The sequence below is a fragment of the Synechococcus sp. BDU 130192 genome, assembly GCF_963876085.1.
GTDB lineage: Bacteria > Cyanobacteriota > Cyanobacteriia > Cyanobacteriales > MRBY01 > MRBY01.
On sequence record NZ_CAWNNO010000033.1, the window covers coordinates 148,026 to 172,001 of the forward strand.

21 protein-coding genes are annotated in these 23,976 nt (G+C 49.8%); 7 read left to right on the top strand and 14 right to left on the bottom strand.

Going from position 1 to position 23,976, the window contains the following annotated elements; translation table 11 throughout:
* Nucleotides 1-29: 29 nt before the first annotated feature.
* The 3 genes from AACT35_RS09320 to AACT35_RS09330 are packed head-to-tail and all read left to right on the top strand — an operon-like array spanning nucleotide 30 to nucleotide 2,249.
* Entirely contained in the window at nucleotides 30-761 is a 732-nt protein-coding gene (locus AACT35_RS09320; RefSeq protein WP_012307401.1) for a DUF2232 domain-containing protein, read from the top strand.
* A gap of 11 nt (nucleotides 762-772) precedes the next feature.
* Entirely contained in the window at nucleotides 773-1,630 is an 858-nt protein-coding gene (locus tag AACT35_RS09325) for a methyltransferase domain-containing protein (RefSeq protein ID WP_030006354.1), read from the top strand.
* Between the two features lie 55 nt (nucleotides 1,631-1,685).
* Nucleotides 1,686-2,249, top strand: a complete 564-nt coding sequence (locus AACT35_RS09330; RefSeq protein ID WP_099240713.1) for a Uma2 family endonuclease — start codon at nucleotides 1,686-1,688, stop codon at nucleotides 2,247-2,249.
* 103 nt (nucleotides 2,250-2,352) lie between these two features.
* On the opposite strand, the gene AACT35_RS09335 is transcribed toward AACT35_RS09330, so the two are convergent.
* The 11 genes from AACT35_RS09335 to AACT35_RS09385 all read right to left on the bottom strand — a co-directional run bounded on the left by AACT35_RS09335 (nucleotide 2,353) and on the right by AACT35_RS09385 (nucleotide 13,166).
* Nucleotides 2,353-3,597, bottom strand: a complete 1,245-nt coding sequence (locus AACT35_RS09335) for an MFS transporter (protein ID WP_099240715.1) — start codon at nucleotides 3,595-3,597, stop codon at nucleotides 2,353-2,355.
* Nucleotides 3,598-3,807: 210 nt separating this feature from the next.
* Complete coding sequence (locus tag AACT35_RS09340; protein ID WP_099240717.1) at nucleotides 3,808-4,212, bottom strand: NIL domain-containing protein; 405 nt, start codon at nucleotides 4,210-4,212, stop codon at nucleotides 3,808-3,810.
* A 184-nt stretch (nucleotides 4,213-4,396) separates the two neighbouring features.
* Nucleotides 4,397-4,732: a ribulose bisphosphate carboxylase small subunit gene (locus AACT35_RS09345; RefSeq protein WP_012307407.1), complete on the bottom strand. Its 336-nt coding sequence runs from the start codon at nucleotides 4,730-4,732 to the stop codon at nucleotides 4,397-4,399.
* A 30-nt stretch (nucleotides 4,733-4,762) separates the two neighbouring features.
* Entirely contained in the window at nucleotides 4,763-5,167 is a 405-nt protein-coding gene (locus tag AACT35_RS09350) for a chaperonin family protein RbcX (RefSeq protein WP_099240719.1), read from the bottom strand.
* Between the two features lie 68 nt (nucleotides 5,168-5,235).
* Nucleotides 5,236-6,651, bottom strand: a complete 1,416-nt coding sequence (locus AACT35_RS09355; RefSeq protein WP_012307409.1) for a form I ribulose bisphosphate carboxylase large subunit — start codon at nucleotides 6,649-6,651, stop codon at nucleotides 5,236-5,238.
* A 472-nt stretch (nucleotides 6,652-7,123) separates the two neighbouring features.
* Nucleotides 7,124-7,831 (bottom strand): carbon dioxide concentrating mechanism protein, encoded by a 708-nt coding sequence (locus tag AACT35_RS09360; protein ID WP_158227980.1) that lies wholly within the window; start codon nucleotides 7,829-7,831, stop codon nucleotides 7,124-7,126.
* Between the two features lie 102 nt (nucleotides 7,832-7,933).
* Complete coding sequence (locus AACT35_RS09365) at nucleotides 7,934-9,919, bottom strand: ribulose bisphosphate carboxylase small subunit (RefSeq protein ID WP_099240723.1); 1,986 nt, start codon at nucleotides 9,917-9,919, stop codon at nucleotides 7,934-7,936.
* Nucleotides 9,920-10,053: 134 nt separating this feature from the next.
* Entirely contained in the window at nucleotides 10,054-10,353 is a 300-nt protein-coding gene (locus AACT35_RS09370) for a EutN/CcmL family microcompartment protein (protein ID WP_012307412.1), read from the bottom strand.
* Nucleotides 10,354-10,388: 35 nt separating this feature from the next.
* Nucleotides 10,389-10,727, bottom strand: coding sequence for a carbon dioxide-concentrating mechanism protein CcmK (locus AACT35_RS09375; protein WP_012307413.1), 339 nt, complete (start codon nucleotides 10,725-10,727; stop codon nucleotides 10,389-10,391).
* Nucleotides 10,728-10,823: 96 nt separating this feature from the next.
* A complete protein-coding gene (locus AACT35_RS09380) occupies nucleotides 10,824-11,135 on the bottom strand; it encodes a carbon dioxide-concentrating mechanism protein CcmK (protein ID WP_012307414.1) in 312 nt (103 codons plus the stop codon).
* Between the two features lie 354 nt (nucleotides 11,136-11,489).
* On the bottom strand, nucleotides 11,490-13,166 hold the full coding sequence (locus AACT35_RS09385) for a SulP family inorganic anion transporter (protein WP_099240725.1): 1,677 nt from the start codon (nucleotides 13,164-13,166) through the stop codon (nucleotides 11,490-11,492).
* Nucleotides 13,167-13,572: 406 nt separating this feature from the next.
* On the opposite strand from AACT35_RS09385, the gene AACT35_RS09390 reads away from it, so the two are divergent.
* The 3 genes from AACT35_RS09390 to AACT35_RS09400 are packed head-to-tail and all read left to right on the top strand — an operon-like array spanning nucleotide 13,573 to nucleotide 18,175.
* Nucleotides 13,573-15,471: an NAD(P)H-quinone oxidoreductase subunit F gene (locus AACT35_RS09390; RefSeq protein ID WP_062434703.1), complete on the top strand. Its 1,899-nt coding sequence runs from the start codon at nucleotides 13,573-13,575 to the stop codon at nucleotides 15,469-15,471.
* Between the two features lie 54 nt (nucleotides 15,472-15,525).
* Entirely contained in the window at nucleotides 15,526-17,007 is a 1,482-nt protein-coding gene (locus AACT35_RS09395; protein ID WP_099240726.1) for an NADH-quinone oxidoreductase subunit M, read from the top strand.
* 25 nt (nucleotides 17,008-17,032) lie between these two features.
* A complete protein-coding gene (locus tag AACT35_RS09400; protein WP_339374606.1) occupies nucleotides 17,033-18,175 on the top strand; it encodes a CO2 hydration protein in 1,143 nt (380 codons plus the stop codon).
* A gap of 96 nt (nucleotides 18,176-18,271) precedes the next feature.
* Here AACT35_RS09400 and speA read toward each other — a convergent pair whose 3' ends face one another.
* The gene (gene speA / locus AACT35_RS09405; RefSeq protein ID WP_099240727.1) at nucleotides 18,272-20,206 is read right to left on the bottom strand and encodes a biosynthetic arginine decarboxylase; all 1,935 of its coding nucleotides are present in this window, start codon (nucleotides 20,204-20,206) and stop codon (nucleotides 18,272-18,274) included.
* A 282-nt stretch (nucleotides 20,207-20,488) separates the two neighbouring features.
* Between speA and AACT35_RS09410 the strand changes: the two genes are divergently transcribed.
* Complete coding sequence (locus AACT35_RS09410; protein ID WP_099240728.1) at nucleotides 20,489-21,247, top strand: hypothetical protein; 759 nt, start codon at nucleotides 20,489-20,491, stop codon at nucleotides 21,245-21,247.
* 50 nt (nucleotides 21,248-21,297) lie between these two features.
* Here AACT35_RS09410 and AACT35_RS09415 read toward each other — a convergent pair whose 3' ends face one another.
* A complete protein-coding gene (locus tag AACT35_RS09415; protein ID WP_099240729.1) occupies nucleotides 21,298-22,560 on the bottom strand; it encodes a SufS family cysteine desulfurase in 1,263 nt (420 codons plus the stop codon).
* Between the two features lie 57 nt (nucleotides 22,561-22,617).
* Nucleotides 22,618-23,976 (bottom strand): Fe-S cluster assembly protein SufD, encoded by a 1,359-nt coding sequence (gene sufD, locus AACT35_RS09420; protein WP_099240730.1) that lies wholly within the window; start codon nucleotides 23,974-23,976, stop codon nucleotides 22,618-22,620.

Consider the following 23,976-nt stretch of genomic DNA (forward strand, 5'->3'; position numbering starts at 1 on the left):
TTTCTGATCCAAAGAATTCTCCAGAGGATATGAATTGGGTAGATTTAGATTCCCAAGCATCCCAACCCCCAAGCTCCTCCCTTACCCAGGTCAATAACCCAGATATTATTGCTCCACCGGCTCCCACCTCAGCGACAAGACATCGCAAAACCTTGGTGGTAGTCGAAACGGCTTTTTTAGCCAGCACCGCCAGCTTAATTTGGCTGATTAATTATTACTTTCCCATTGGGCCATTGCTGCGACTATTTTTTCCGTTGCCCATTGCCTTGGTCTATTTGCGTTGGGGTTCTCGGGCGGCGTGGATGTCAACCCTCGTCTCTAGCTTGCTATTGTCGATTCTGATGGGGCCGACCCGTAGCATTATCTACACCATTCCCTATGGTCTGATTGGTGTGCAATTGGGTTGGATGTGGCGACGCCAGGTGTCTTGGTATTGGTCGGTTACCCTAGGGACAATTTTGGGCACCCTCGGCTTTTTCTTTCGGGTGTGGCTATTGTCATTACTGCTCGGCGAAGACCTGTGGGTATATGTAATCTCGCAAATTTCGGAGATGGCGGATTGGCTCTTTCTCAAGCTGGGCCTGTTGACCCAACCGAGTTTACTGGTGATTCAGCTTTTGGCCCTGGTCATGCTGACTATTAATAGTGTGTTATACCTATTCGTGGTGCATCTGGTGGCATTGTTGATGTTGGATCGTTTAGGAAATTCGATTCCGCGTCCGCCCCACTGGGTTCAGGTGTTAATTGAGTATGAAGAATAGGCTTAAGGTTTATGGGAGCGCAACTGTATCAGCAAATCCGCGAATTTTATGATGCGTCTAGTCCCCTCTGGGAATCGATCTGGGGTGAACATATGCACCATGGTTTCTATGGTCTAGGGGGCACAGAACGGCTCAATCGTCGGCAGGCACAAATTGAATTAATTGAAGAATTTCTGGCCTGGGGCAAAGTTGAACAAGTTGGAAATTTTGTCGATGTGGGCTGTGGTATTGGCGGCAGTACCCTTTATTTGGCTGATAAGTTTAATGCGCAGGGCGTTGGGATTACCCTCTCTCCGGTACAGGCCAATCGGGCGATCGCCAGGGCGACGGAACAGAATTTACAGGATCAGGTTGAGTTTAAAGTGGCCGATGCGCTAAATATGCCCTTTCGGGATGGGGAATTTGACCTCGTCTGGACCCTCGAAAGTGGCGAACATATGCCCAACAAGCGGCAGTTTCTCCAGGAATGCACAAGGGTGCTCAAGCCGGGTGGCAAGTTATTAATGGCGACTTGGTGTCATCGACCAACGGATTCGGTGGCGGGCACCCTGACCCCGGATGAACAAAAGCACCTTGAAGATCTGTATCGGGTTTACTGCTTGCCCTATGTGATTTCGTTGCCAGATTATCAGGCGATCGCCACCGAATGTGGTTTAGAAAATATCGAGACAGCAGATTGGTCTACCGCCGTGGCCCCCTTCTGGGATCAAGTGATCGATTCTGCCCTCACCCCAGAAGCAGTTTTTGGCATTCTCAAAGCTGGCTGGCAAACCCTGCAAGGGGCATTGGCCTTAGACTTGATGAAAAGCGGTTTTCGGCGGGGTTTAATTCGCTATGGTCTACTCCAGGCCACGAAACCAAAAGCATAAATTCCCATGGGCTCAATTTACCGCGTTTGGTCTATATTCTTCAGGAGATCTTGAGATGGTTCAAACTCCCTTAAAACAATTAACGCTCCCAGAATTCCTCTCATTACCCGAAACAAAACCAGCGGGGGAGTATATCAATGGCCAAATCATCCAAAAACCAATGCCCCAAGGAAAGCATAGTTCCATTCAAACAGAGTTGGCCTCAACAATTAACTTGAAGTTGAGATCTTCAAAAATAGCAAGAGCCTTTTCTGAACTGCGCTGTACCTTTGGCGATCGCTCTACAGTCCCTGATATTTCTGTGTTTACTTGGGCAAGAATTGTACGGGATGAAAATGGTGAGATTGCTAATGCTTTCCAGCTTGCTCCTGATTGGACAATTGAAATTCTATCGCCGGATCAAAGTCAAACGAAAGTCACGAAAAATATCTTGCACTGTCTTGATCATGGCACTGAAATGGGGTGGTTAATTGATCCTGCCGAAAGAACAATTTTTGTATATCAACCCAAACAACAAACATTGGTTTTTGATGGGCCAATTCAGCAAATTGCTATGCCATCTTTTGCCCAGGCAATCCAGTTAACGGTCGAAGATATTTTTATGTGGCTCTTGGAATAAATCCAGTAATTTGTTAAAAAAAATCAAGGCTGATTGCTTGGTTCAGGTGATCAGCTAAAAAGTAGTCTTTTCAAAGCAGCATTCAAGACGCGATATTATTCCCTTACTGGGGCGATCGCCGCCAAGGTACTTCCCACCAAAAAAACCTTAAGGCGAAGATCCCCGCTAGCAACTGGAACCCGCCAAAAATCCCCAAGGCCCAGGCAAAGCCCCAGGTGAGCAGCTTTCCGAATAGCAAACTACCGATCCCAAACCCTGTAAAAAGAGTAAAAACCTTGAGACCCATGGTTTGACCGAGGTTGTCGTCGTCCCCCAAGTCCGTGACAATACCCACAAAAAGCGGTTGGGTCAAATCATAGCCAATGGACAAAATGACCACGGCCACCGTTGTCATCCAAGGGGTAATCGGCAAGATCATCACCAGACCCGACAGGGCCGCCATCACCAGACCTGCCGGCACTAACCAGCGTCGTCCCCAACGATCCACCGCTTTGCCAATCCAAGCACTCAGCAATAGGCCCGGCACCCCATAACCCAAAATAGTTAAACCAATATTCAAGGGACTCATAGTAAAGCGTTGGGACAAATACAAACCAAGCCAGGTAAAGACCCCTGCATGGTAAATCCCATTCCACAGGACATAGGCATAGGTGCGCTGGCCCCGAAAGCTGCGGAGTACCTGCCAGTATCCCCGGAAGATTTGCTGGATCGAAGGAGGAGATTCCTGGGGGGCTTCGTCAAACAGTGCACCATAGGGTTGCAGTCGCCACAGCACTAAACCAGCGGCGATCGCCGTGCCGATAAACAAAGTCCGCCAGCCAATAAACGGCTCTAGGATTGCGCCCCCAGCAGAACCCGCAGCCATCCCCCCTTCCATTGCCGCAAAGATTAAACCCAACATTGCGCCCCGACGCTCAAAGGGAAACAGATCTCCAATTAGAGCAAAGGTCATTGGAATAATGCCACTGGCCCCAATGCCCGTTAATAGTCGCCAAGTAGCTAATTGGGACAGATTTTGGGATGTCGCTGTTAACCCGGTACAAATTACAAAAATAATCAGTGCAACTCGAATAATTGCCCAACGACCAAAACGATCCGAGAGAATGCCATAAAAAAGAGCCATTACAGCGTAGGACAGCATATAAATCGGCACAATAAAGCCAATTTCCTGGACAGAAACGCCAAAAATCTCCGATAAACGGGGAATTAAAGGCGCAATCATGTAACCCTGCAAAAAAATCAAGCCCGCCGCCACAGCCAATAAATAGAATAAATTGCCATGACTTTTTAGCCGCAAATTCTGATCTGCGGGCTCTGTGTGACGCTGAACGTTGGCCTGTTTTTTCATGAAGAATTAAAAAGTTAGGAATTCCTCACAATATCCTAAGGGATGTTCTGGCCTAGGATAATCTTCTTAATTGCTCAAAACAGACCCAAAAAGCTTAAAACACAATGGTTTCTACCTTTAAATACATTTTTCAACAGAATTTATAATCACTCTCATTAACAATTGCAATCTTTGGGTTGATTTCATCACCGCCAACAGCACTTTTTTGGGTTAGAAATTCGTGGCGATCGCCTGCACCGGACAAGCGGGTAAACACTGTTCGCAAACCACACATTTTTGGCGGGTAAATTTTAGTTGAAACGTTTGGGGATCTAGCGATAATGCTCCCGTCGGACAAACCCCCGTACAGAGACCACAATCCACACAAATATCTTCGTTAATCACAATTTCTTTGCTCGCGAGGGAAACTAAAATCCCCTTGCCTTTCATCCATTCCAAGGCCATCTCAATGGCATCAATATCCCCCTGGAGTTCCACCACCAACTTGCCCACCTGGTTTGGAGCGACCTGGGCGCGGATGATATTCGCCGCAATATTAAAATCCTTTGCCAAGCGATAGGTGACGGGCATTTGTACCGTGTCCTGGGGAAATGTCAGAGTCACGCGTTTTTTCATCTTAAAAATTTCCCTCGAATTTTATCGCCATAATCATTTTGGTAGGGGTCTACCATGGTAAACCCCTACAACAGAATTTTTGTGGTGTATTCTGACAATTTTAAGCAAAAAAATGCGACCGTCCTAAGGCGATCGCATTCCGCATGATTCAAATTAAATTCAGGTCACAAAAACCGACAAAACCTTAGTAACGGGTTTGGTTGGGCTTGTAAACGATGAAGCTAACGGTTTGGCACTGCTTGATGTTGTCGAAACCAACAACACGGATGTAGCAGTCAGAATATTCACTACGGCACTCACGCACTTCGTTGAGTACTTCTTGAGCAGAGCTTGCGTTGAAAAGGGGCAGCTTCCACAGTGTCCAGTGGTGAAGTTCGGGAGTCGGATCTTTTTCGAACTCGATACCAGGAATATAGCCTTGATCCATCATGTACTGGACTTGGCGAGCGATTTGCTGGTCGCTGAGGGGGGGCAAGTAAGAAAGAGTTTCGTAACGCTTTTCTTTAGGTAAAGTTTTCATTGATTTATGTCCTCTTTATCGGATCAAAGTTTATTCAGAATCTTCTGAAGTATCAGACTCACCAGGGTCAGGTTCAGTCTGATCAGTTGATGAAGAATCAACTTGAGTTAAACGCTCTAATAAAGAACGGCGATGGTTTCCATTGGACTGCTTGATTTGGCTGAGGACCATCTCTGGTAAAAACTCCAGAACTCCTTCCGCAAGGCTTTCTCGCACCGTCAGAATTCTGAGGACAAGTTCTTTGTTTTCTTGCATCATCGCTTCGAGGTAAAGATCACTTTCCTGAATTGGATGATGCTTAGAGAACTCTCCTAACCAAATCGCCTGTCCAGGATTGGTTTCACTTAGCTGCTGACTAATCAGACGCACCGCTTGGTAGGTCAAATAGCTTTGCAAAGTGATGGCCGTTTCCTTCGCAACTTTTTTAAACTCCATGGGAGGAAATCATCAGTGAATAGGTAGATTGTGACAAACTTCCCCATCCACTGATGCTCATCAGGAGCTTAGAGAGTGTCAACGGTATCGAATTCGAACTTGATTTCCTTCCACAGGTCGAGGGCGGCTGCCAATTCAGGCGACCACTTACCTGCTTCACGGAGGACATCATTACCTTCACGGGCCAGGCTGCGACCTTCGTTACGGGCTTGAACACAAGCTTCCAGAGCAACACGGTTTGCAGTTGCACCAGGTGCGTTACCCCAGGGGTGACCGAGGGTACCACCACCAAACTGGAGGCAGGAATCGTCGCCGAAGATTTCAACGAGAGCAGGCATGTGCCATACGTGGATACCACCGGAAGCCACAGGCATGGTGCCGGGGAGAGAAGCGTAGTCTTGGGTGAAGAATACACCGCGAGAACGATCTTCTTCAACGTAGTCTTCACGCATCAGGTCTACGAAACCGAGGGTTGCGGCGCGATCGCCTTCGAGCTTACCCACAACGGTACCGGAGTGGAGGTGGTCACCACCGGAGAGGCGGAGACACTTAGCGAGAACCCGGAAGTGAATACCATGGTTCTTCTGACGGTCAATTACTGCGTGCATTGCCCGGTGAATGTGGAGCAGAACACCGTTGTCACGGCACCACTTCGCGAGGGTAGTGTTCGCAGTGAAACCACCGGTTAAGAAGTCGTGCATGATGATGGGCGTGCCGATTTCCTTGGCGAATTCAGCCCGCTTGAGCATTTCTTCGCAAGTGCCAGCGGTGACGTTGAGGTAGTGACCCTTAACTTCGTTGGTTTCAGCTTGGGATTTTTCGATAGCTTCTTGAACGAACAGGAAGCGATCGCGCCAACGCATGAAAGGCTGAGAGTTGATGTTTTCGTCATCTTTGGTGAAGTCAAGACCACCACGGAGACATTCATAAACCGCACGACCGTAGTTCTTCGCAGACAGACCGAGCTTCGGCTTAATCGTACAACCGAGGAGAGGACGACCATACTTGTTGAGGAGGTCACGCTCTACAGTGATCCCGTGGGGAGGCCCTTGGTAAGTTTTGATTAACGCAACGGGGAAGCGGATGTCTTCGAGGCGCAGGGCACGCAGCGCTTTAAAACCGAATACGTTACCAACCAAGGAAGTCAAAACGTTGGTTACAGAACCTTCTTCAAACAGATCGAGGGGGTAAGCAACGAAACAGAAATATTGGTTGTCTTCACCGGGAACGGGTTCAACGTTGTAGCAACGACCCTTGTAGCGGTCGAGGTCAGTCAGACCATCGGTCCATACAGTGGTCCAAGTACCGGTAGAAGATTCAGCCGCAACAGCCGCAGCACATTCTTCGGGGGGGACTCCAGGTTGGGGAGTCATCCGGAAACAAGCGAGTAAGTCGGTATCTTTTGGGGTGTAATCGGGGGTGTAGTAAGTCAGGCGGTAGTCCTGTACACCGGCATTAAACCCAGCAGATTTGGTCTGAACCATGCGGTTTTCCTCCAGCAAAAATGCTTATCTTTAACAGACAAATACCAGTAACGGTATCGTTGGTCGAAAACTTCAAAAATCTTACGTTGGCAAAACTGCTTTTTAAAATTCTGAAGATTCAAGTCTTATGACTTTCTTTAATCTGTGGGATATGTTACCACAGCCTCGACTTATTTTTATCTTTTAGCAACAAAAAAAGATTGCTTTTGTTTTTTGGGCTGATTAGCATTTCTAATGCTGTTTGATGGGCCTATTTTACCCTCACAAAAATACCTAAAAAAGCCATAAAGTCCCGCTCGAATTCAGCCATGCTACCTAATGAGACATTGGGCTAAAACCGTTTTCTGTCGGGATCTTTAGAGAGGGAAAGCGTTCAAGTGAGATGAATTAAGTATTTATGTTTCTCAACAATCTCCTTTAAGAACTTTAAACATTTAATTTTTACTCAAGAAATCATGAAAGTTTTGTGGGGCTAAGGCTCATCTGGTGGATTTGGGGTATTGAGAGAATTTTGGTGAGGGAATAGGGTCATTAATAGTTGATTGATATAAACTTGCCCGACAACTGGTGTTTTTTCGCCCGATTCTAGGGATTCCTTTGATTCTGGAACCGTCGGCATCACTTCGGTGTTTGGTGTTTCAGTTGGAGGGGATCCTGCTTCTGGTGGGGGCTGGACATTGGGACGGCTACCGCTGCTAGTGGGCGATCGCCCTGGTGGCGAAAAAGTTGTGGCAGTCTGGTTAGTTGTGTCCTCTGCCTGCCAAGGATCGAGGGGTTGGGTTGTCGATTGATTCGCGGGTTTTGGCAGTTGAGTCTGGTAAGAAGCGGTAGTTTCCTGGCGGGACAGATCGCCGATGAGGCTTTGGGGCGGGAGAATTGCGGCGGCGGCGATCGCCGTTTGAAATAGGGTAGAGCCATAACCTAAGCAGGCATTTTCCCCCACTGAGCATTGGCCAATAATGAGGCAGCCTGCCCCGATAATCGCGCCGGCATGGATCTCGATGTTGCCACCATGGGCCTGGATAATCGCACCTGCACCAATACAAGCACCAGCGGCGATCGCCACATAATTGCCTTCGGTTGCTTGCAGAATAACACCGGGGGCAATAACCGCACGGGGATGAATCCTTACATCGCCATTAATTTGAATATCTGGATGGGTAATTGCCTGGAAAGTCACAATGATTTTGTCAACGGTGATTCAATTAATCACAGGTGGGGTAAGGGTTGGGGGATAGACATTCGTTTTCTCCCCCATAACGAAGTGGTCGCGTTACACAACCTAGGGGCGTTGGATAATTTCCTCAAGCACCCGTCGTTTAGCCGCTTCATCGACACCAATCATGCGGACATATTCGCCACTGTGCTCCTGGAGACAACCTTCGAGGTGACGTAAAACTTCTGCCTCTTGGGTGCTGTCAATGGTGCCACAGCTACTCCAGGACTTAACCCGGAAACGGCGCTTATCGGCGTGTTCTGTTCCAATCTTGTAGCCTTGCATCAAAAGCGAACGGACTTTAGAAACCACGTCCCCACTGAGACTCCCACTACTGTGACCCCCGAAACCATTGCTGCTTGGAGCTGCTTTCGTGCCTCCCGAAAAACTACTGGTTGCGGTTGCTGTCTGGACAGGCGCATTGTTGCCAGGGCGTTGGATGATGATCTCTGCGGCCCGTGTTTTGGAGTTGGGGTCAACAGCGATTAACTGGACATATTCGTTGGGGAACTGGGCGGCGATCGCCTGGATATTTGCCAAAATCTGATTGGCAGAATGACCTTCCACAAAGCCTGCCCCTAGCCAAGACTGGGTTTTAAAACGGCGGGTGCTGGCGTGTTCTGCCGTAAAGCTACAACCCTGGGAAGCCAGAGCCGCGATTTGCCCTGCCACATCACCACCAGAGGCCGTGTTAACCACCTTGTTGCCGCTGCGACGGGCGGAGGCTGTTGCCTTAGTAGATAGAGTCCCCGTTTCCCCAGGACGCTGGACGATTAATTCCGCTACCCGAGACTTGCTGTGGGGGTCAACGGCAATGACTTGCACATACTCATTAGGATATTGACCCAACAAGCCATTAACGTTGGCAATGATTTGTTCCGCAGAATGACCTTCGACAAAACCGGCGCTCAACCAAGATTGCGTCTTAAAACGACGGGTATTGGCGTGTTCAGCGGTAAAGCTACAGCCCTGGGACGCTAAAGCATGGATCTGAGACGTTAAATCGCCCCCAACCGCTGCCGCTTGACTTCCCGCACTGGTGCCGTTGCTGCGGTTGCCGTTGTTGCTGTAGCTAGCCGTTGTCGATGTTTGGACTGGGGCACTATCGCCTGGACGTTGCACAACAATTTCTGCCGCCCTTGATTTGCTATTGGGAGCCACAGCGATTAACTGGACATATTCCCCGGCATGATCAGCCAGCACCCGGTTCAAGTTACCAATGATTTGATCAGCAGAATGACCTTCGACAAAACCAGCACTCAACCAAGATTTGGTTTTGAAGCGCCGCTTGTTGGCATATTCTGCGGTGAAGGTGCACCCTTGGGCGGCAAGGCCACGCACCTGATTGTAAAGATCTCCGTTTAAACTCATATTTCCCACCGATTGATGTTCGCTAGTACCGCTTGTATTTGTAGAAGAAGAGGGGGTTGGTTGCTGGTTGGCAGCAATCCGTGAACCATTATTAGTGGCCCCTGGGGAGACCTCCCGTAATGCTTCATTGATTTCCACCACCTGTTTGGCAAAGGCGCGATCGGCCTCGGTCACATTGGAGAGGCGCTCCACCTGCTGCTGGTTCGTAATCACAGCTCCCGAAGGCACATACTTGCCGGGGGGAATGTCCACATCTTGAACGAGGGCGTGCATCATGATGACACAACCATCGCCGATGCGGGCATTAAACACTGTGGAACGAAAACCAACAAAGCAATCGTTGCCAATGTAGGCGGGACCATGGACAAGGGCCATGTGGGTAATACAGCTGCGATCGCCAATCCAGACAGAATAGTCATGGCCATCTGCCCCAACAACACGGCCCTGCTCCAAACCATGGATCACAACGCCATCTTGGATATTGGTTGCTGCCCCGATATGGAAAGGTGCGCCCTCATCTGCCCGAATAGACGTTCCCGGAGAAATGAGCACATGTTCGCAAACTGTGACATCACCAATTAAATTCGAGAAAGAATGCACATAGGCACTTTCGTGAATCTTTGGTTCAGCTAAGTCCTTAGACCAAGGTGTTGGGGGAGCCGCGGTACTGCGGACTACCATGAATCAATCCCTCCTCTCAATGTCATTGATTGCTTCTCTCGCTAGCTTTTAACCATCCGCCATAAATTGCTTGAGATTACCAAACGAGCCACGCATTGACTTTGGGTAGTCCGGCTGGAAAGGATTCAGACCATTTAGCCTGCATCTTTCTTGCTGTAAAGGGAACGATTATCGACGTTGACCGTATCAATGATGCCGATGACCATCGCATCTAGGGGTCTTCCCTCCATTCCCGTTTCGGTACGGGCAGCACCACCACGACTGACCAAAACCCATTCATTGACGCCAGCGCCTACGAGGTCTCCTGCCACTTCATATTTAGGAAGGGGCTGACCCTGTTCATCTATAAATTGAACGAGCAAAAATTTAATCCCCCGGAGGCTTTCTGCTTTGTAGGTGCTGACGACAGTGCCACGTACTTTGGCAATTTGCATGAAAATTTATAACTAAAAATTTTTTTATTAAAAAATTACACTCTTCTCAGAGGTTGGGGATTCACGCTTTCACGAAACTGTTCTACGGCTTCGGTGTACCGGATCGGCAGAACGTATTCGAGGTTCTCGTGGGGACGGGCGATGATGTGGGTAGAAAGCACTTGACCACCGTTGACGCGGCTGACATTATCAGTACCGGCAGAAACGGAAGCTTGGACTTCAGAAACATCACCACGGACAATTACGGTAACGCGGCCACTACCGATTTTTTCGTAACCAACGAGGGTTACACGGGCGGCTTTTACCATCGCGTCAGCAGCTTCTACAACTGCGGGGAAACCGAGGGTTTCTACCATTCCGACTGCAATAGACATTGAGTTTTTCTCCTCTTGCTTTTAATTAATGGTTTCTGGAAATCACAGAGGATGCGTGACCGAAAAAAGAATGGTGATCGCCCCTCTGTCCCAGGGTTAATAGGTTCTGAATTGTTCTACTTCTTCGGTGTAGCGAATCGGCAAGACGTATTCGAGGTTTTCGTGGGGACGGGCGATGATGTGGGTAGAAAGCACTTCACCACCATTGACACGGTTGGCGCTCTCAATGCCAGCGGAAACGGAGGCTTGGACTTCAGAAACATCACCACGGACAATCACAGTAACGCGGCCACTACCGATTTTTTCGTAACCAACGAGGGTTACACGGGCGGCTTTTACCATCGCGTCAGCAGCTTCTACAACTGCGGGGAAACCGCGGGTTTCAATCATTCCAACTGCAATAGGCATCTAATTTATCCTCGCTTATCAAGCTTAATGTCTTAAAAATACTAAGGAACAGGCGTCCCCCTGGGAGTTTGGTCTGCTTCTAGTTGGGATAACGGAAGCGGCATAAGACCGACCACTTGCCTCTGCGCAGGGGTTAGGGTCCTTTACAGGCTTTATAGTGGACAAGGCGATCGCCAAGAATCGCGTTTGTTACTAATTTTGATTTTGGCAAGCTATGAAGAGCATAAGCAACAATGGCACCTTTGACAACATAAACTGCAATGATATTTCGTAATACCAAGGTTAAGTAGAGTCAATGCTTCATCGTTTAAATAGACAGGGGTTTCTAGAAGAAGTTGCCCAAAGGTCAGAGGACTAAGCTTTTCGCTGCTGAATGAAGGCGATCGCCTGTTGGAGCGCATCTAAACGATTTGTTACACGATTGCGGGGTGGCAGCAACTTTAACACTTCTAATCTCCTCAGGCGATCGCGCACCTGGCCCATGGCCCCCACTAAAAACACTTCCCGTCCCCGACCGTGGGCATCCCGGATCATCGTCTCCACCGCCAGGGAGGCCGTCACTCCCATCCTGGGTACCTCACTGAGGTCTAAAATTAAAACCTCGTATTTTTCAACAATGGCCATCCGTTGGGCAATCCCTTTCGCCGCCCCAAAGCTCATGGGACCACCTAAACAAAAAAGAATAATGTGTCCCTGGGCCTGGTGTAACAGTTCCCGTTCGCGCTCATTTAATGTATTTGTATCGGCCCCAGCAGTGATGGTTTCTAGCCGCTGCATTTGCAAATCTGTGAGGCTTTTGACCGTCAGGAGATTCGCCACAAAAACCCCCGCTGCCACCGCCGTGATTAAATCGACAAAGACGGTTAACAATAAAACACCATACATTAATCCCGTCGCTTTCCAGGAAATTTTGTGGGCCCGTTTCAAGAAACTCCAATCAATAATGTCAATGCCCACCTTAATCAAAATGCCCGCTAAGACCGCATGGGGGATAGGGGCCGTGAGGGGGGCCGCCCCAAGTAAAATCACCAATAACACCAGAGCATGGAGCATACCTGCAAGGTTGCTTTTGCCCCCAGAGCGCACATTGATCACTGTCCGCATCGTTGCCCCAGCCCCCGGTAGTCCTCCCACAAAGCCGGAGAGAAAATTGCCAATGCCTTGGCCGATTAATTCTTGATCGGAGTCGTGCTGGGTACGGGTGATATTGTCCGCAACTAAAGAAGTCAGAAGCGAATCAATGGCGCCTAGGGTACCGAGGATCACGCCATAGCCAAGCATTTGACGCAACAGAGGCAGGCTGAAATAGGGCCAATGGAGGGTCGGAAAACCCTGGGGGATGTCGCCAATGCGCGCCAAGTCAGGATTGGGAATTAACAGAGATAAAATCGTGCAGATGACCAGAGCCAGGAGAGGAGAGGGGACAAGACGATTGAGTCGGGCCGGTGAAGCAAATACAATCGCCAAAGTCAGAAGGCCCAGGGCCGTGGCCCCGAGGTAAGGATGGGTTAGATCGTAGGGAATTTCTTGAACGGCCCCCAAAATATTGGCGCCGCCGGGATAACCAAGTAGGGGGCCAAACTGAAGCACAATAATGATCACACCAATCCCAGACATAAACCCAGAAATGACGGTGTAGGGAATTAGGGTGATGTATTTGCCCAGGCGCAGGATGCCTAGAAGGATCTGAAAGAGACCCCCCAACATGACCACGGTGAAGGCGATCGCCAGGCCTGTGGCCGGATCATCAGCGGTCTTCGCGGCGGCGGTAAAAACCGTTGCCATCACCACCGTCATCGGCCCCGTAGGTCCCGTGATCTGGGCGGGGGTTCCCCCAAACAACGCGGCAAAAAATCCAGTACAAATGGCCCCATACATTCCGGCGATCGCCCCGGCTCCAGAAGAAACCCCAAAGGCAAGGGCAAGGGGGAGTGCGACAATGGCCGCCGTTAGCCCCCCAAAAAAATCACCACGCCAATGTCTAAAGGTTGGGCGGGAGATCCAATGCCCGATATTTGCGATTGATGCCATGGAGAGGTTTACTCCAACGAATGAGTTGGTGACGGGAAAGCGGCCCGCTGGGCATCAACTCAAAGTTATCTTTTTAGAATTTCAAATTGACGGTCAACAGCCACTACGCCAATCATAGAAGTGGTTCCCCTCGGCTGAATTTTAAGAAACATCAAAGGGTCGGCAAAGGCTGACATTTCGACTTAATAATTAACAAAACCATGTAGGCGATCGCCAAATTATTATTTCTTAACGCTATGCCAATTAAGCATCGTTATCACCACAAAAAAGCCTCAAACCTTTGGGAAATCGCCATCTAATCGATTACACTCTCTTACAAAGACTGTAGACCGACGATTTGAAATATTTTCTGGCCAATCCACCCAATGCCAATCAACCTTCTGTTGTGATTTTCTAGACACCCTCCATGAGTGAATTTCTTTTACAAAGCGTATGGCTAGTTCCAGTCTACGGAATTACGGGGGCACTCTTGACCTTGCCTTGGTCCCTCGGGTTAATTCGGCGCACCGGGCCTCGACCTGCCGCCTACCTCAACCTGATCATGACCTTTTTGGGTCTTTTACACGGTTCCTTTGCCTTCGCTTCCCTTTGGAACATGCCCCCCCAACAACTATCACTGGAGTGGCTCCAGGTTGCCGATCTAAACCTTTCCCTGGTTATTGAAATTTCTCCGGTTAACCTCGGCGCAATGGAACTGGTCACTGGCATTTGTTTCATGGCCCAACTCTACGGCCTTGGGTACCTAGAAAAGGATTGGTCTATTGCCCGCTTCTATGGCTTGATGGGCTTTTTTGAGGCGGCCCTATCGGGTTTGGCCATTAGCGACTCGCTGCTCTTGAGCTATGGCCTGTTGGAAGTATTAACCCTTTCTACTTACTTATTAGTTGGTTTTTGGTACGCCCAACCCCTGGTCGTGACAGCGGCGAGGGATGCTTTTTTGACCAAACGGGTCGGCGATATCTTGCTCTTGATGGGCATTGTTGCTTTGTCTAGCTATGGTACGGGGCTCACGTTTAGTGAACTAGAGACTTGGGCGGCGAATCCCCCCTTGCCCCCCTGGGAAGCCAGTCTCGTGGGCCTTGCGCTCATTTCCGGGCCGATTGGTAAATGTGCCCAGTTCCCGTTGAACCTCTGGCTTGATGAAGCGATGGAAGGGCCAAACCCAGCGGGGATTATTCGTAATTCGGTGGTGGTTTCTGCGGGGGCCTATGTGCTGCTCAAAATGGAGCCTGTCTTCACGATTACGCCGATCACCTCCGACGCTTTGATTATTATCGGTACTGTAACTACGGTGGGGGCTTCGTTGGTTGCCTTGGCCCAGATTGATATTAAGCGGGCTTTATCCCATTCCACCAGTGCTTACCTTGGTTTGGTGTTTATTGCGGTGGGGTTAAATCAAGTCGATATTGCCCTGTTGCTTTTGCTAACCCATGCGATCGCCAAAGCGCTCTTATTTATGAGTATTGGTGCGGTTATTCTCAATACCCACGGCCAAAACATTACGGAAATGGGCGGCCTCTGGTCGCGGATGCCGGCAACCACTAGTGCCTTTGTGGTGGGGTCAGCGGGGCTTGTGTGCCTCTTTCCCCTGGGGACGTTTTGGACGATGCGCCGTTGGGTCGATGGTTTTTGGGATACGCCCCCGTGGCTCGTGCTACTCCTCGTGGGCGTAAACTTCTGTTCCAGCTTTAATCTGACCAGGGTCTTTCGTTCTGTTTTCCTCGGTGCCCCCAAGCCAAAAACGCGGCGATCGCCTGAGGTGGTCTGGCAAATGGCTGTGCCTATGGTGAGTCTGATCCTAATGACCCTGATGGTGCCTTTCTTTTTACACCAATGGCAATTGCTCTTTAACCCATCCCTGCCGACCCTTGTTGAACGGCCGCTCATCGTGACTTTAGCAATACCTGCACTGATGATCGCGGGAGGTCTCGGCTTAGTCGCTGGTCTAACGATTACTTTGAATCCTTCCCTGAGTCGCCCCCGACAGCTTTATCTGCGCTTTTTGCAGGATTTGCTAGCCTACGATTTTTACATTGACCGCATTTACAACGTGACGGTGGTTTGGCTGGTCACAACCCTTTCAAAACTTGCCGCTTGGTTTGATCGCTACGTTGTGGATGGCTTTGTCAACTTGACCGGTTTGGCGACACTTTTTAGTGGAAGCGCTCTACGTTACAACGTTTCGGGACAGTCTCAATTCTATGTTTTGACGATTGTTTTAGGGATGATCCTCGGCCTAGTCTGGTTTATGGCCACGGGTCAATGGACGATGATTACGGATTTTTGGTCGAATCAGTTGGCCTAAGGAGTTTCCCCCTTTGTTGTTAAATCTGCTTTTTTGTGAATTTTGGAGGAAAGAATGCTGAGTGCCTTAATTTGGCTGCCCTTGGTCGGAGCTCTGTTGGTGGCGATACTCCCCCAGGGAGAAAAAAATCAGTTTTCCCGGACGATGGCCCTGGGAGCGGCTGCCCTCGTTTTTGTTTGGACAGCTTGGCTGGGGCTCCATTATGATGTGGCGATCGCCGGCCTCCAATTTGTTGAACATTATCCTTGGATTGAGTGGTTGGGCCTGAACTACGATCTCGGTGTTGATGGTCTATCGTTGCCCCTCCTTGCCCTCAATGCGTTGTTGACCCTAGTAGCCCTCTGGATTAGCCCGAAGGATCTGCACCGCCCCCGCTTTTATTACGCCCTCTTTTTGCTCTTGCAGGCGAGTGTCAATGGGGCGTTTTTGGCCCAGGATGTGCTGCTCTTTTTTCTGTTCTACGAAATTGAAATTATCCCTCTATATTTCCTCATTGCGATTTGGGGCGGCAAAAAACGAGGCTATGCCGCCATTAAATTTTTGCTCTACACAGCCGTTTCCGGCATTTTAATTCTGGCTTCTTTCTTGGGTCTGGCCTTCCTCACAGAATCTAATACCTTTGCCTACAGTGCCCTCCACAGTGATTTGTTGCCCCTGACCACCCAATTAATTCTCCTCGGTGGCATTTTGGTGGGCTTTGGGATCAAAATTCCGTTTTTGCCCTTCCATACTTGGCTCCCGGATGCCCACGTCGAAGCGTCTACCCCTGTATCGGTGATTTTGGCGGGGGTGCTCCTCAAAGTTGGTACCTACGGTCTACTGAAGTTTGGGATTGGCCTATTTCCTCTGGCTTGGGCTGTCGTGGCCCCTTGGTTGGCGATCTGGGCGGCGATCAGTGCCTTGTATGGGGCTTCCTGTGCGATCGCCCAAAAAGACATGAAAAAAGTGGTGGCCTATTCCTCCATTGCCCACATGGCGTTTATTCTGCTGGCGGCGGCGGCGGCGACCCCCTTAAGTTTGGCAGCGGCAGAAATCCAGATGGTCAGCCATGGTTTAATCTCTGGGCTGCTCTTTTTGTTGGTGGGCATTGTCTACAAAAAAACGGGCAGTCGGGATGTCGATTATCTACGGGGACTGCTCACCCCAGAACGGGGTCTGCCTTTGACGGGTAGTTTGATGATCCTGGGGGTCATGGCCAGTGCGGGTTTGCCGGGGATGGCGGGCTTTATCGCTGAATTCCTCATTTTTCGGGGCAGCTTTCCGGTGTATCCAGTGGCGACTCTCCTGTGTATGGTGGGGACAGGTCTCACGGCGGTGTATTTTCTGCTGATGATTAATAAGGTCTTTTTTGGCCGCTTGACCCCAGAACTCATTAATATGTCCCCGGTCAATTGGGCGGATCAGTTTCCGGCGGTTATGTTAGTGATATTGCTGTTCGTCTTTGGGTTGCAGCCCCAGTGGCTGGTGCGCTGGAGTGAGATCGACACAGCGGCCTTGGTGGCATCCCCGACGGCTATTGAAATTTCTTTAAAGTAAAAGTAAGCGTTTAAGAATTGTGGATATGAATATGGTCACTGCTGTTTTAGAGCCTTCGCGGCATCCCCTTGCCCCTTTCATTCATCGCCTTGAGCAAGGTTTACCGATGCTGGAAAATAGCGATCAAAATGTGATGGAAGTGGTGGGCATCCTCAAGAGTTATGGGGTGGTCTTAGATGCCTACTCGAATAATCTGAACTATGTGGCCGAATCGCAATTTCTCAATGTTTTTCCCTTTTTTAAGTATTTCAACGGCCAATTAACGGGCGATCGCCTCCTGAAACATTGGTGGCATGACCGGATTAACTTTGAATATGCCGAATATTGCATGAAGTCGATGTTTTGGCATGGTGGTGGGGGTTTAGATGCCTACCTCGACACGCCAGAATTTATTGAGGCCGCCAAAAAGGCGATCGCCGCCCGCTGGAAAAATAATCCCTTCATGTTGGGTTTGAATAAACTCTTTCCCGATTTTCTCCTAGAGCAAACTCGACAAATGGCCTACTACACAGGCTTGGGTCAGTTTTGGCGCGTCATGAGTGATATGTTTCTCGACTTGAGCGATCGCTACGATGCCGGCGAAATCAAAACCACTGCCGACGTGACCAACCACGTCCTAGCCGGATTGGTGGCCGATGCCAGCCGTCCCATCACCTACAAGGTCGAAATCAAAGGGGAAGTGTATGAGTTGATCCCAGAATCTGCGGGTTTAACTTTCCTGATGGATACTGCTGTTCCCTACGTTGAAGCGATTTTCTTCCGGGGAACCCCCTTTGCTGGCACCATCTCCTACAATGCCCAGGCCGCCCAAGTCCCCGCCGAACAAGGGATCTTTACCTATGGGGCCCTCTATGCCGACCCATTACCCATTGGTGGTTCGGGGATTCCGCCGACTCTATTGATGCAAGATATGCGCCACTTCTTACCCGATTATCTCTGGGATTACTATATGGGCACCCTGCGCAAAGAGCAGGATTTGCGGGTTAAAATTTGCCAAACCTTCCAAAAATCAATGTTCTGTGTGACCAGTGCGGCTTTGATGGGGCTGGCTCCCCACGGGTTAGAACCCAAAACCCTCGCTGAGCAACAGGCAAACCGTGAATTTTTTGAACATTGGATGGATCGCCTCTTAAGTTCTCAAATTAAAGCTGTTAATAGCCAAGCATAGAGAGAACAGCTGCTTTTCTTATCCTGTAGAAAAACAAGTCAATATTTGGGCTTGGAGGAAATACAGATTCCTTGTGAATTTGCGCTGATCGGATGATTAGTGGAGGTAGGTGTAGCTTTCTAAGCTTTGACGATAATGGTTAATCAAAAGTTGTGACTGCTGGAGGGTTAGGCGTTTTTCACTGAGGGCTTTCTCTGTGCGACACCGCATTGTTTCGAGGAGATCGGCCACGTCATATTGCACATACTGCAAAACTTCTTTGATCGTGTCCCCTTCTACGAGGTGTTCGAGGTGATAACCGTCATCGGTCAGGCGCACGTGTACCACATGGGTATCGCCAAACAGGTTGTGGAGGTTGCCCATAATTTCTTGGTAAGCGCCCATCAAAAAGAGACCCAGATAGTAAGGCTGACCATTGGGAGGGTGCAGTTCAAGAAGATTTTTACTTTCGGCCTTGGTATCAATAAAACGGTTAATACGTCCGTCGCTATCACAGGTTAAATCTGCCAGGATGCCTTTTTTTGTCGGTTCTTCGTGGAGTCGGTGGATCGGCATAATCGGAAAAAGCTGATCAATGGCCCAACTGTCTGGCACCGATTGAAACACAGACAAATTCACATAGTAGAGGGCGGCCATATTTTGCCAAAGTTCTTCAAAGTCTTCGGGGATGCTGGCTTGCCCCTGGATAATCGAAAAAATCTTTTGACAACAAGACCAGTACAATTCCTCGGCATTGGCGCGATCGCCTAAGCTGAGATAGCCCAAATTAAACAGGCTGATGGCTTCGTCTTTGAATTGCATGGCATCGTGATAGTTTTCCTGGTAATTTTCTGGGGTAATAGTGTCGTAGGTTTCTCGCAAATTACGCAGCACCAAATGCTCTTTATAGTCGGGCTTCGGGGGCAAAATCGGGTCAACTTCACTACTGCCGAGGACATCAAAAATTAACACAGCCTGGTGGGAGGCGATCGCCCGCCCACTTTCACTTACCAGCACGGGCACGGGCACGTTAGTTTCATCGCAAGTATCTTGCACCGTCGCCACCACGTCGTTGGCGTAGTTTTGCATGTTGTAGTTCTTCGAGGAGGGGAAATTGTTCTTGGAGCCGCTGTAGTCCACCGCGAGACCGCCGCCCACATCCAAAAAGCCCATGGGAGCGCCGAGTTTTACCAGTTCCACATAGATTTGTGAGGCTTCTCGGATGGCAGACTTAACAACACTGATCGAGGAAAGTTGGGAACCGATGTGATAGTGCAACAATTGCAGGCAATCGAGCATTTCCTCTGCCTGTAGTTTTTCCACGAGCCGCAAAATCTGCGGAATGGTTAGCCCAAATTTAGCGCGATCGCCAGAGGAGCCCCCCCAACGACCAATGCCGCGACTGGCAAGCTTGGCGCGAATGCCCAACATCGGCCGGATGCCCAAACTTTGACTCGCCCGAATCACCAAGTCTAATTCTTCCGGCTGTTCGATCACGATCAAGGCGCGGTGTCCCAATTGGGTCGCTAGGAGGGCCGTTTCAATGTAATGCTGGTCTTTATAACCGTTGCAAATGAGCAGTCGCTCTTGATCGGCCTCTGGTTCCAACAGGGCGATCGCAATCATAAGTTCTGGCTTAGAACCCGCTTCTAGGCCCAGGTGGTGGGTGCGCCCCAATTCCACAAGATCTTCTACCAAATGGCGCTGCTGATTGCATTTGACCGGATAGACACCCCGGTAATGGTTCGGATAGTCATACCGGGCGATCGCCGTCGCAAAACAGTCCTGGAGCCGTTCAATGCGATCGCGGAGAATATCCGGAAAACGAATCAAGAAGGGTAAACCAATGTTTCGCTGCTTGAGGGATTCTACCAGCTCAAATAGATCAATACTCGTCCCTGCGTCCCCAAGGGGAGACACCTGCACATGACCCTGGTTATTAATCGAAAAATATGGTTCCCCCCACCCTGCCACTTGGTATAACGTCTCGCTATCCGCCACTGTCCAACGGGTATTTACTGACTGTTCCAAACAACCAAGGGCTTTGTTCATCGTGGGTTTGCAACCTATTCCATTAAATTTTTGCCGGGCCTGGACAATTCTCAAAAATTGCCACTCTCTTATTTTCCCAGAGACGCCTCATCATACACAATGTTTTTGTGAAAATGCTGGGGAATGATTCGGCGATCGCCCCACCGCCAATTGTGGCCGATGAACTCTCCATGGTTCTAAATTTTTTCTATACTTCTGGAAACAGACCCTACCGACCCTTGTTAATCTGTTAATAACTTCTGGCCATACCTTCATCCTAAAATTTTCCGTTTATCCTTGCATATGCCGCCAACCCTCCCTTCCACAAAGCCGATCATCGCGCAACAGCCCACACCGATTACAACCTTAGATCGCCCGACCTTTGGTGGCATTGCCCTATGGATTGCCCTTGCTTCAGCCTTCTTCTGCACTACCCTAGGTCTTTTGTTCTATATTCGTGGCATTAATCAAAAGCACAAAAAAGAAGCCAAGCTCAATCGTTACAAAATTAACGATCTCAAGAAAAAACTCAAACTGGCCCTGAACACCATCAAGAAAATGGAAAGCAACCCGGACTTGGTGCACTCCCGGGAGTTTAACCTCGATTACCTCCGGATGCGGATGGAAGAAGATCAGTTCCACTACGTGATTGTGAACCAGCTCAAAATTAAGGTGCGTCTAATTATCAGTGTTGCTCTACGCCCCAGTACCGCCGATGTAGCTACCGTCGGTATTGCCACCAGTGGTCGCCCCGTGGATGAAATTTTTGACGTTTATTACGACACGATTAATCGAGAAGGTCAACGTCAAGAGGGGGTTTTATTTCGGGTAAATATTAGCCTTACAAAACTTCCCGCCCAAGCTAGCAGCATCACCGTTGAACAAATTATTGATTGTCTTGAAAAGTTCCTCAATCCCAGTGAAGCCCCGGACTATTGGCAGCCCACGGTGCAAGGGCGTGTCGTCACCATTGAATGGGATCAAAAAGCAAAACCCACACCGCTACTCCTCTTTAAACAGTCAGAAGAAGGAGACAATGTGAGTTTTCGTAGTATTGCTTGATGATCTCTAGCAGTTAGCGAAAATTAGGGAGATTTGAGAAGTATGCGTCATTAACTACCCATGCTGGTAAAGAAATCAATGGTGTCCTTCAGGGCAGCAATAAACTGATCGATTTCAGCGGTGGTGTTGTAAAAATAGAGGCTGGCGCGGGCACTGCCAGAGGCATCGAACAGACGGTGGAGGGGTTGGGTGCAGTGGTGGCCGGAACGAATGGCAACGCCGTCGTGGTCGAGGAGGGTCGCTAAGTCGTTGGCATGGACACCAGCAACGTTAAAGGCCGCGAGGGCCGCCCGACCTTCCCCTTGGGCATCGGGTTGTTTGCCATAAATTTTTAGGTTCGGGATGTCCCGGAGTCCCTTAAAAAGATAGGCAGTGAGTTCAGCTTCGTAGGCGTGGATGCGATCCATCCCAATTTGAGAGAGATAATCCACCGCCGCTCCAAGGGCGATCGCCTCACCGATGGCTGGGGTTCCCGCTTCAAATTTGTGGGGCAGTTCACCGTAGGTAGAATGATCAAAGAAGACCTCGGCGATCATTTCTCCACCCCCCAAGAAGGGAGGCATCGCTTCGAGAATGTCCCGTTTTCCATAGAGAAAACCAATGCCCGTGGGCGCACACATTTTGTGACCAGAGCCGACGAGCCAGTCACAGTCCATTTGCTGCACATCAACGGGCATATGGGGCAAACTCTGGCAGGCATCAATGAGAATTTTTGCGCCATATTTGCGGGCCGCTTGGATGATCTCCGTCACCGGATTTACATTGCCCAAGGTATTGGAGACATGAACCACTGTGACTAGCTTCGTTTTGTCGCTAAGTAGCGCTTGGTATTGCTCAAAATCAAAGGTTTCATCCTGGGTTAACGGCACATACTTCAAGACAGCCCCAGTTTTCGCCGCGATCATTTGCCAAGGCACAATGTTGCTGTGGTGTTCCATCACCGACAGGATAATTTCATCCCCCGGCCCCAGATTACTCAACCCCCAACTGTAGGCGACAAGATTAATCGCTTCACTGGCATTGCGGGTGTAAACGATTTCATCACGACTGGCCGCATTGATAAACCGGGCGACTTTATCCCGTGCCCCTTCGTAGCCATCCGTTGCCCGGGCACTCAGGCTATGGATCCCCCGGTGAACATTGGCATTATCTTGCTGGTAATAATGCAGCAACGCATCGAGGACGGCCTTGGGTTTTTGGGAGGTGGCAGCGTTATCGAAGTAGATCAGTGGCTTTCCGTGTACGGTTTGGTGCAGGATGGGAAAGTCGTCACGAACCTGTTCGGTAAGGGGTTTCGGTTGGGTTGTGATCATAGGGGATTCACTGGGTCGGATGGGTGAGCGGGAACAGTTGGGGCGGCAATTTACAAGTTAGTCAACGGTGCGACAGGCAACACAACCCGTAAGGGCCTGCTGTAAATGGGCGATCGCCACGGTATCGAGAATTTCCGCAGCAAAGGCATCAATCAGCAAATGGCGCGCATCATAGTCATTGAGACCGCGACTGCGGAGGTAGAAAATTTCCTCGGCTTCCAGTTGGCTGACGGTGGCGCCGTGGGCACATTTCACGTTATCGGCGGTAATTTGCAGTTCGGGTTTGGTATCGACTTTGGCCTTGGGAGACAGCAGCAAATTACGGTTCAGTTGGGCCGCATTAGTCATTTGTGCTTTCTGAGGCACATGAATTTGGCCGTTGAAAACAGACCGGGCCGCATCGTCAATAATGCATTTATGGAGTTGATCGACGCTGCCGTAGGGATGCTGGAGATAAACGGCGGTGTGGGTGTCGCTGAGTTGTTCAGCGCCAACCATGGTTAACCCCTTTAGAATGGTTTCTGTTTGGGGGCCGTTTTGGGTCAGGGTCAGGGTATGGCGACTCAGTTGGGCACCAAAATTAACTTCTGTGAGTTGGTAATGGCTGTCTTGGGCCTGAGCGATCGCCGTATTACCGAGATGAATCGCGCCCCCAGCTTCCCGTTGTACCCGCACATGGTTAAGGCGGGCATTGGCCTGCACCCAAACTTCTGTTAAAGCATTGTTGAAATAGCGGTGGGTATCTTGATCGGTGCAACCCTGGGCGATCGCCCCGTAATATTCCACCACATTAGCTTGGGCTCCCGTTTCCGCAATCACGAGACAGCGGGACTGCATAGCCGTCGGTTGATCCGCACCGTTGCCCAGAAATAGCAGTTGGATTGGCTGTTCAACAACGGTATTTTTCGGCACCCAAACAATGGCGAGATCCCCAAGACCTGCATCATTGAGGGCGGCAAACACATCCAGTTGCTGAGTCTGCTGGCCAAGATATTTGGCGATCGCCGCTTTTTGAGCCGTCGCTAATGCCGTGAAGTTGCCGACAAAAACGCTGTCAGGTAATCCCGAAACGCAGGACTGGTCGGGGGCATAGTGGCCATTCACAAATACCAAACGACTGTTGGTTGTTTCCGGTAGGGCAAAAACTTCCAAATCTGCCGCCGTTGGGGTTGTCGGTTGCGCCGCCTGAAAAGCCGTATTTTTGAGCACAGATAAATCTGTTACCCGCCAGGCTTCATCCCGTCGGCTTGGGAATTTTCCTTGGCGAACTTTTTCAAGGCCTTGATCGCGAATGGCTTGAAATTCCGCTGATTGGTTTCGGTCGAGTAATCCGAGAAATTTTTCCAGATTGGGATCGACTTCTGTCGGTTGACTCTGGGAAAAGGCGATCGCCGCTGTCATGGTACCGCTAGACAT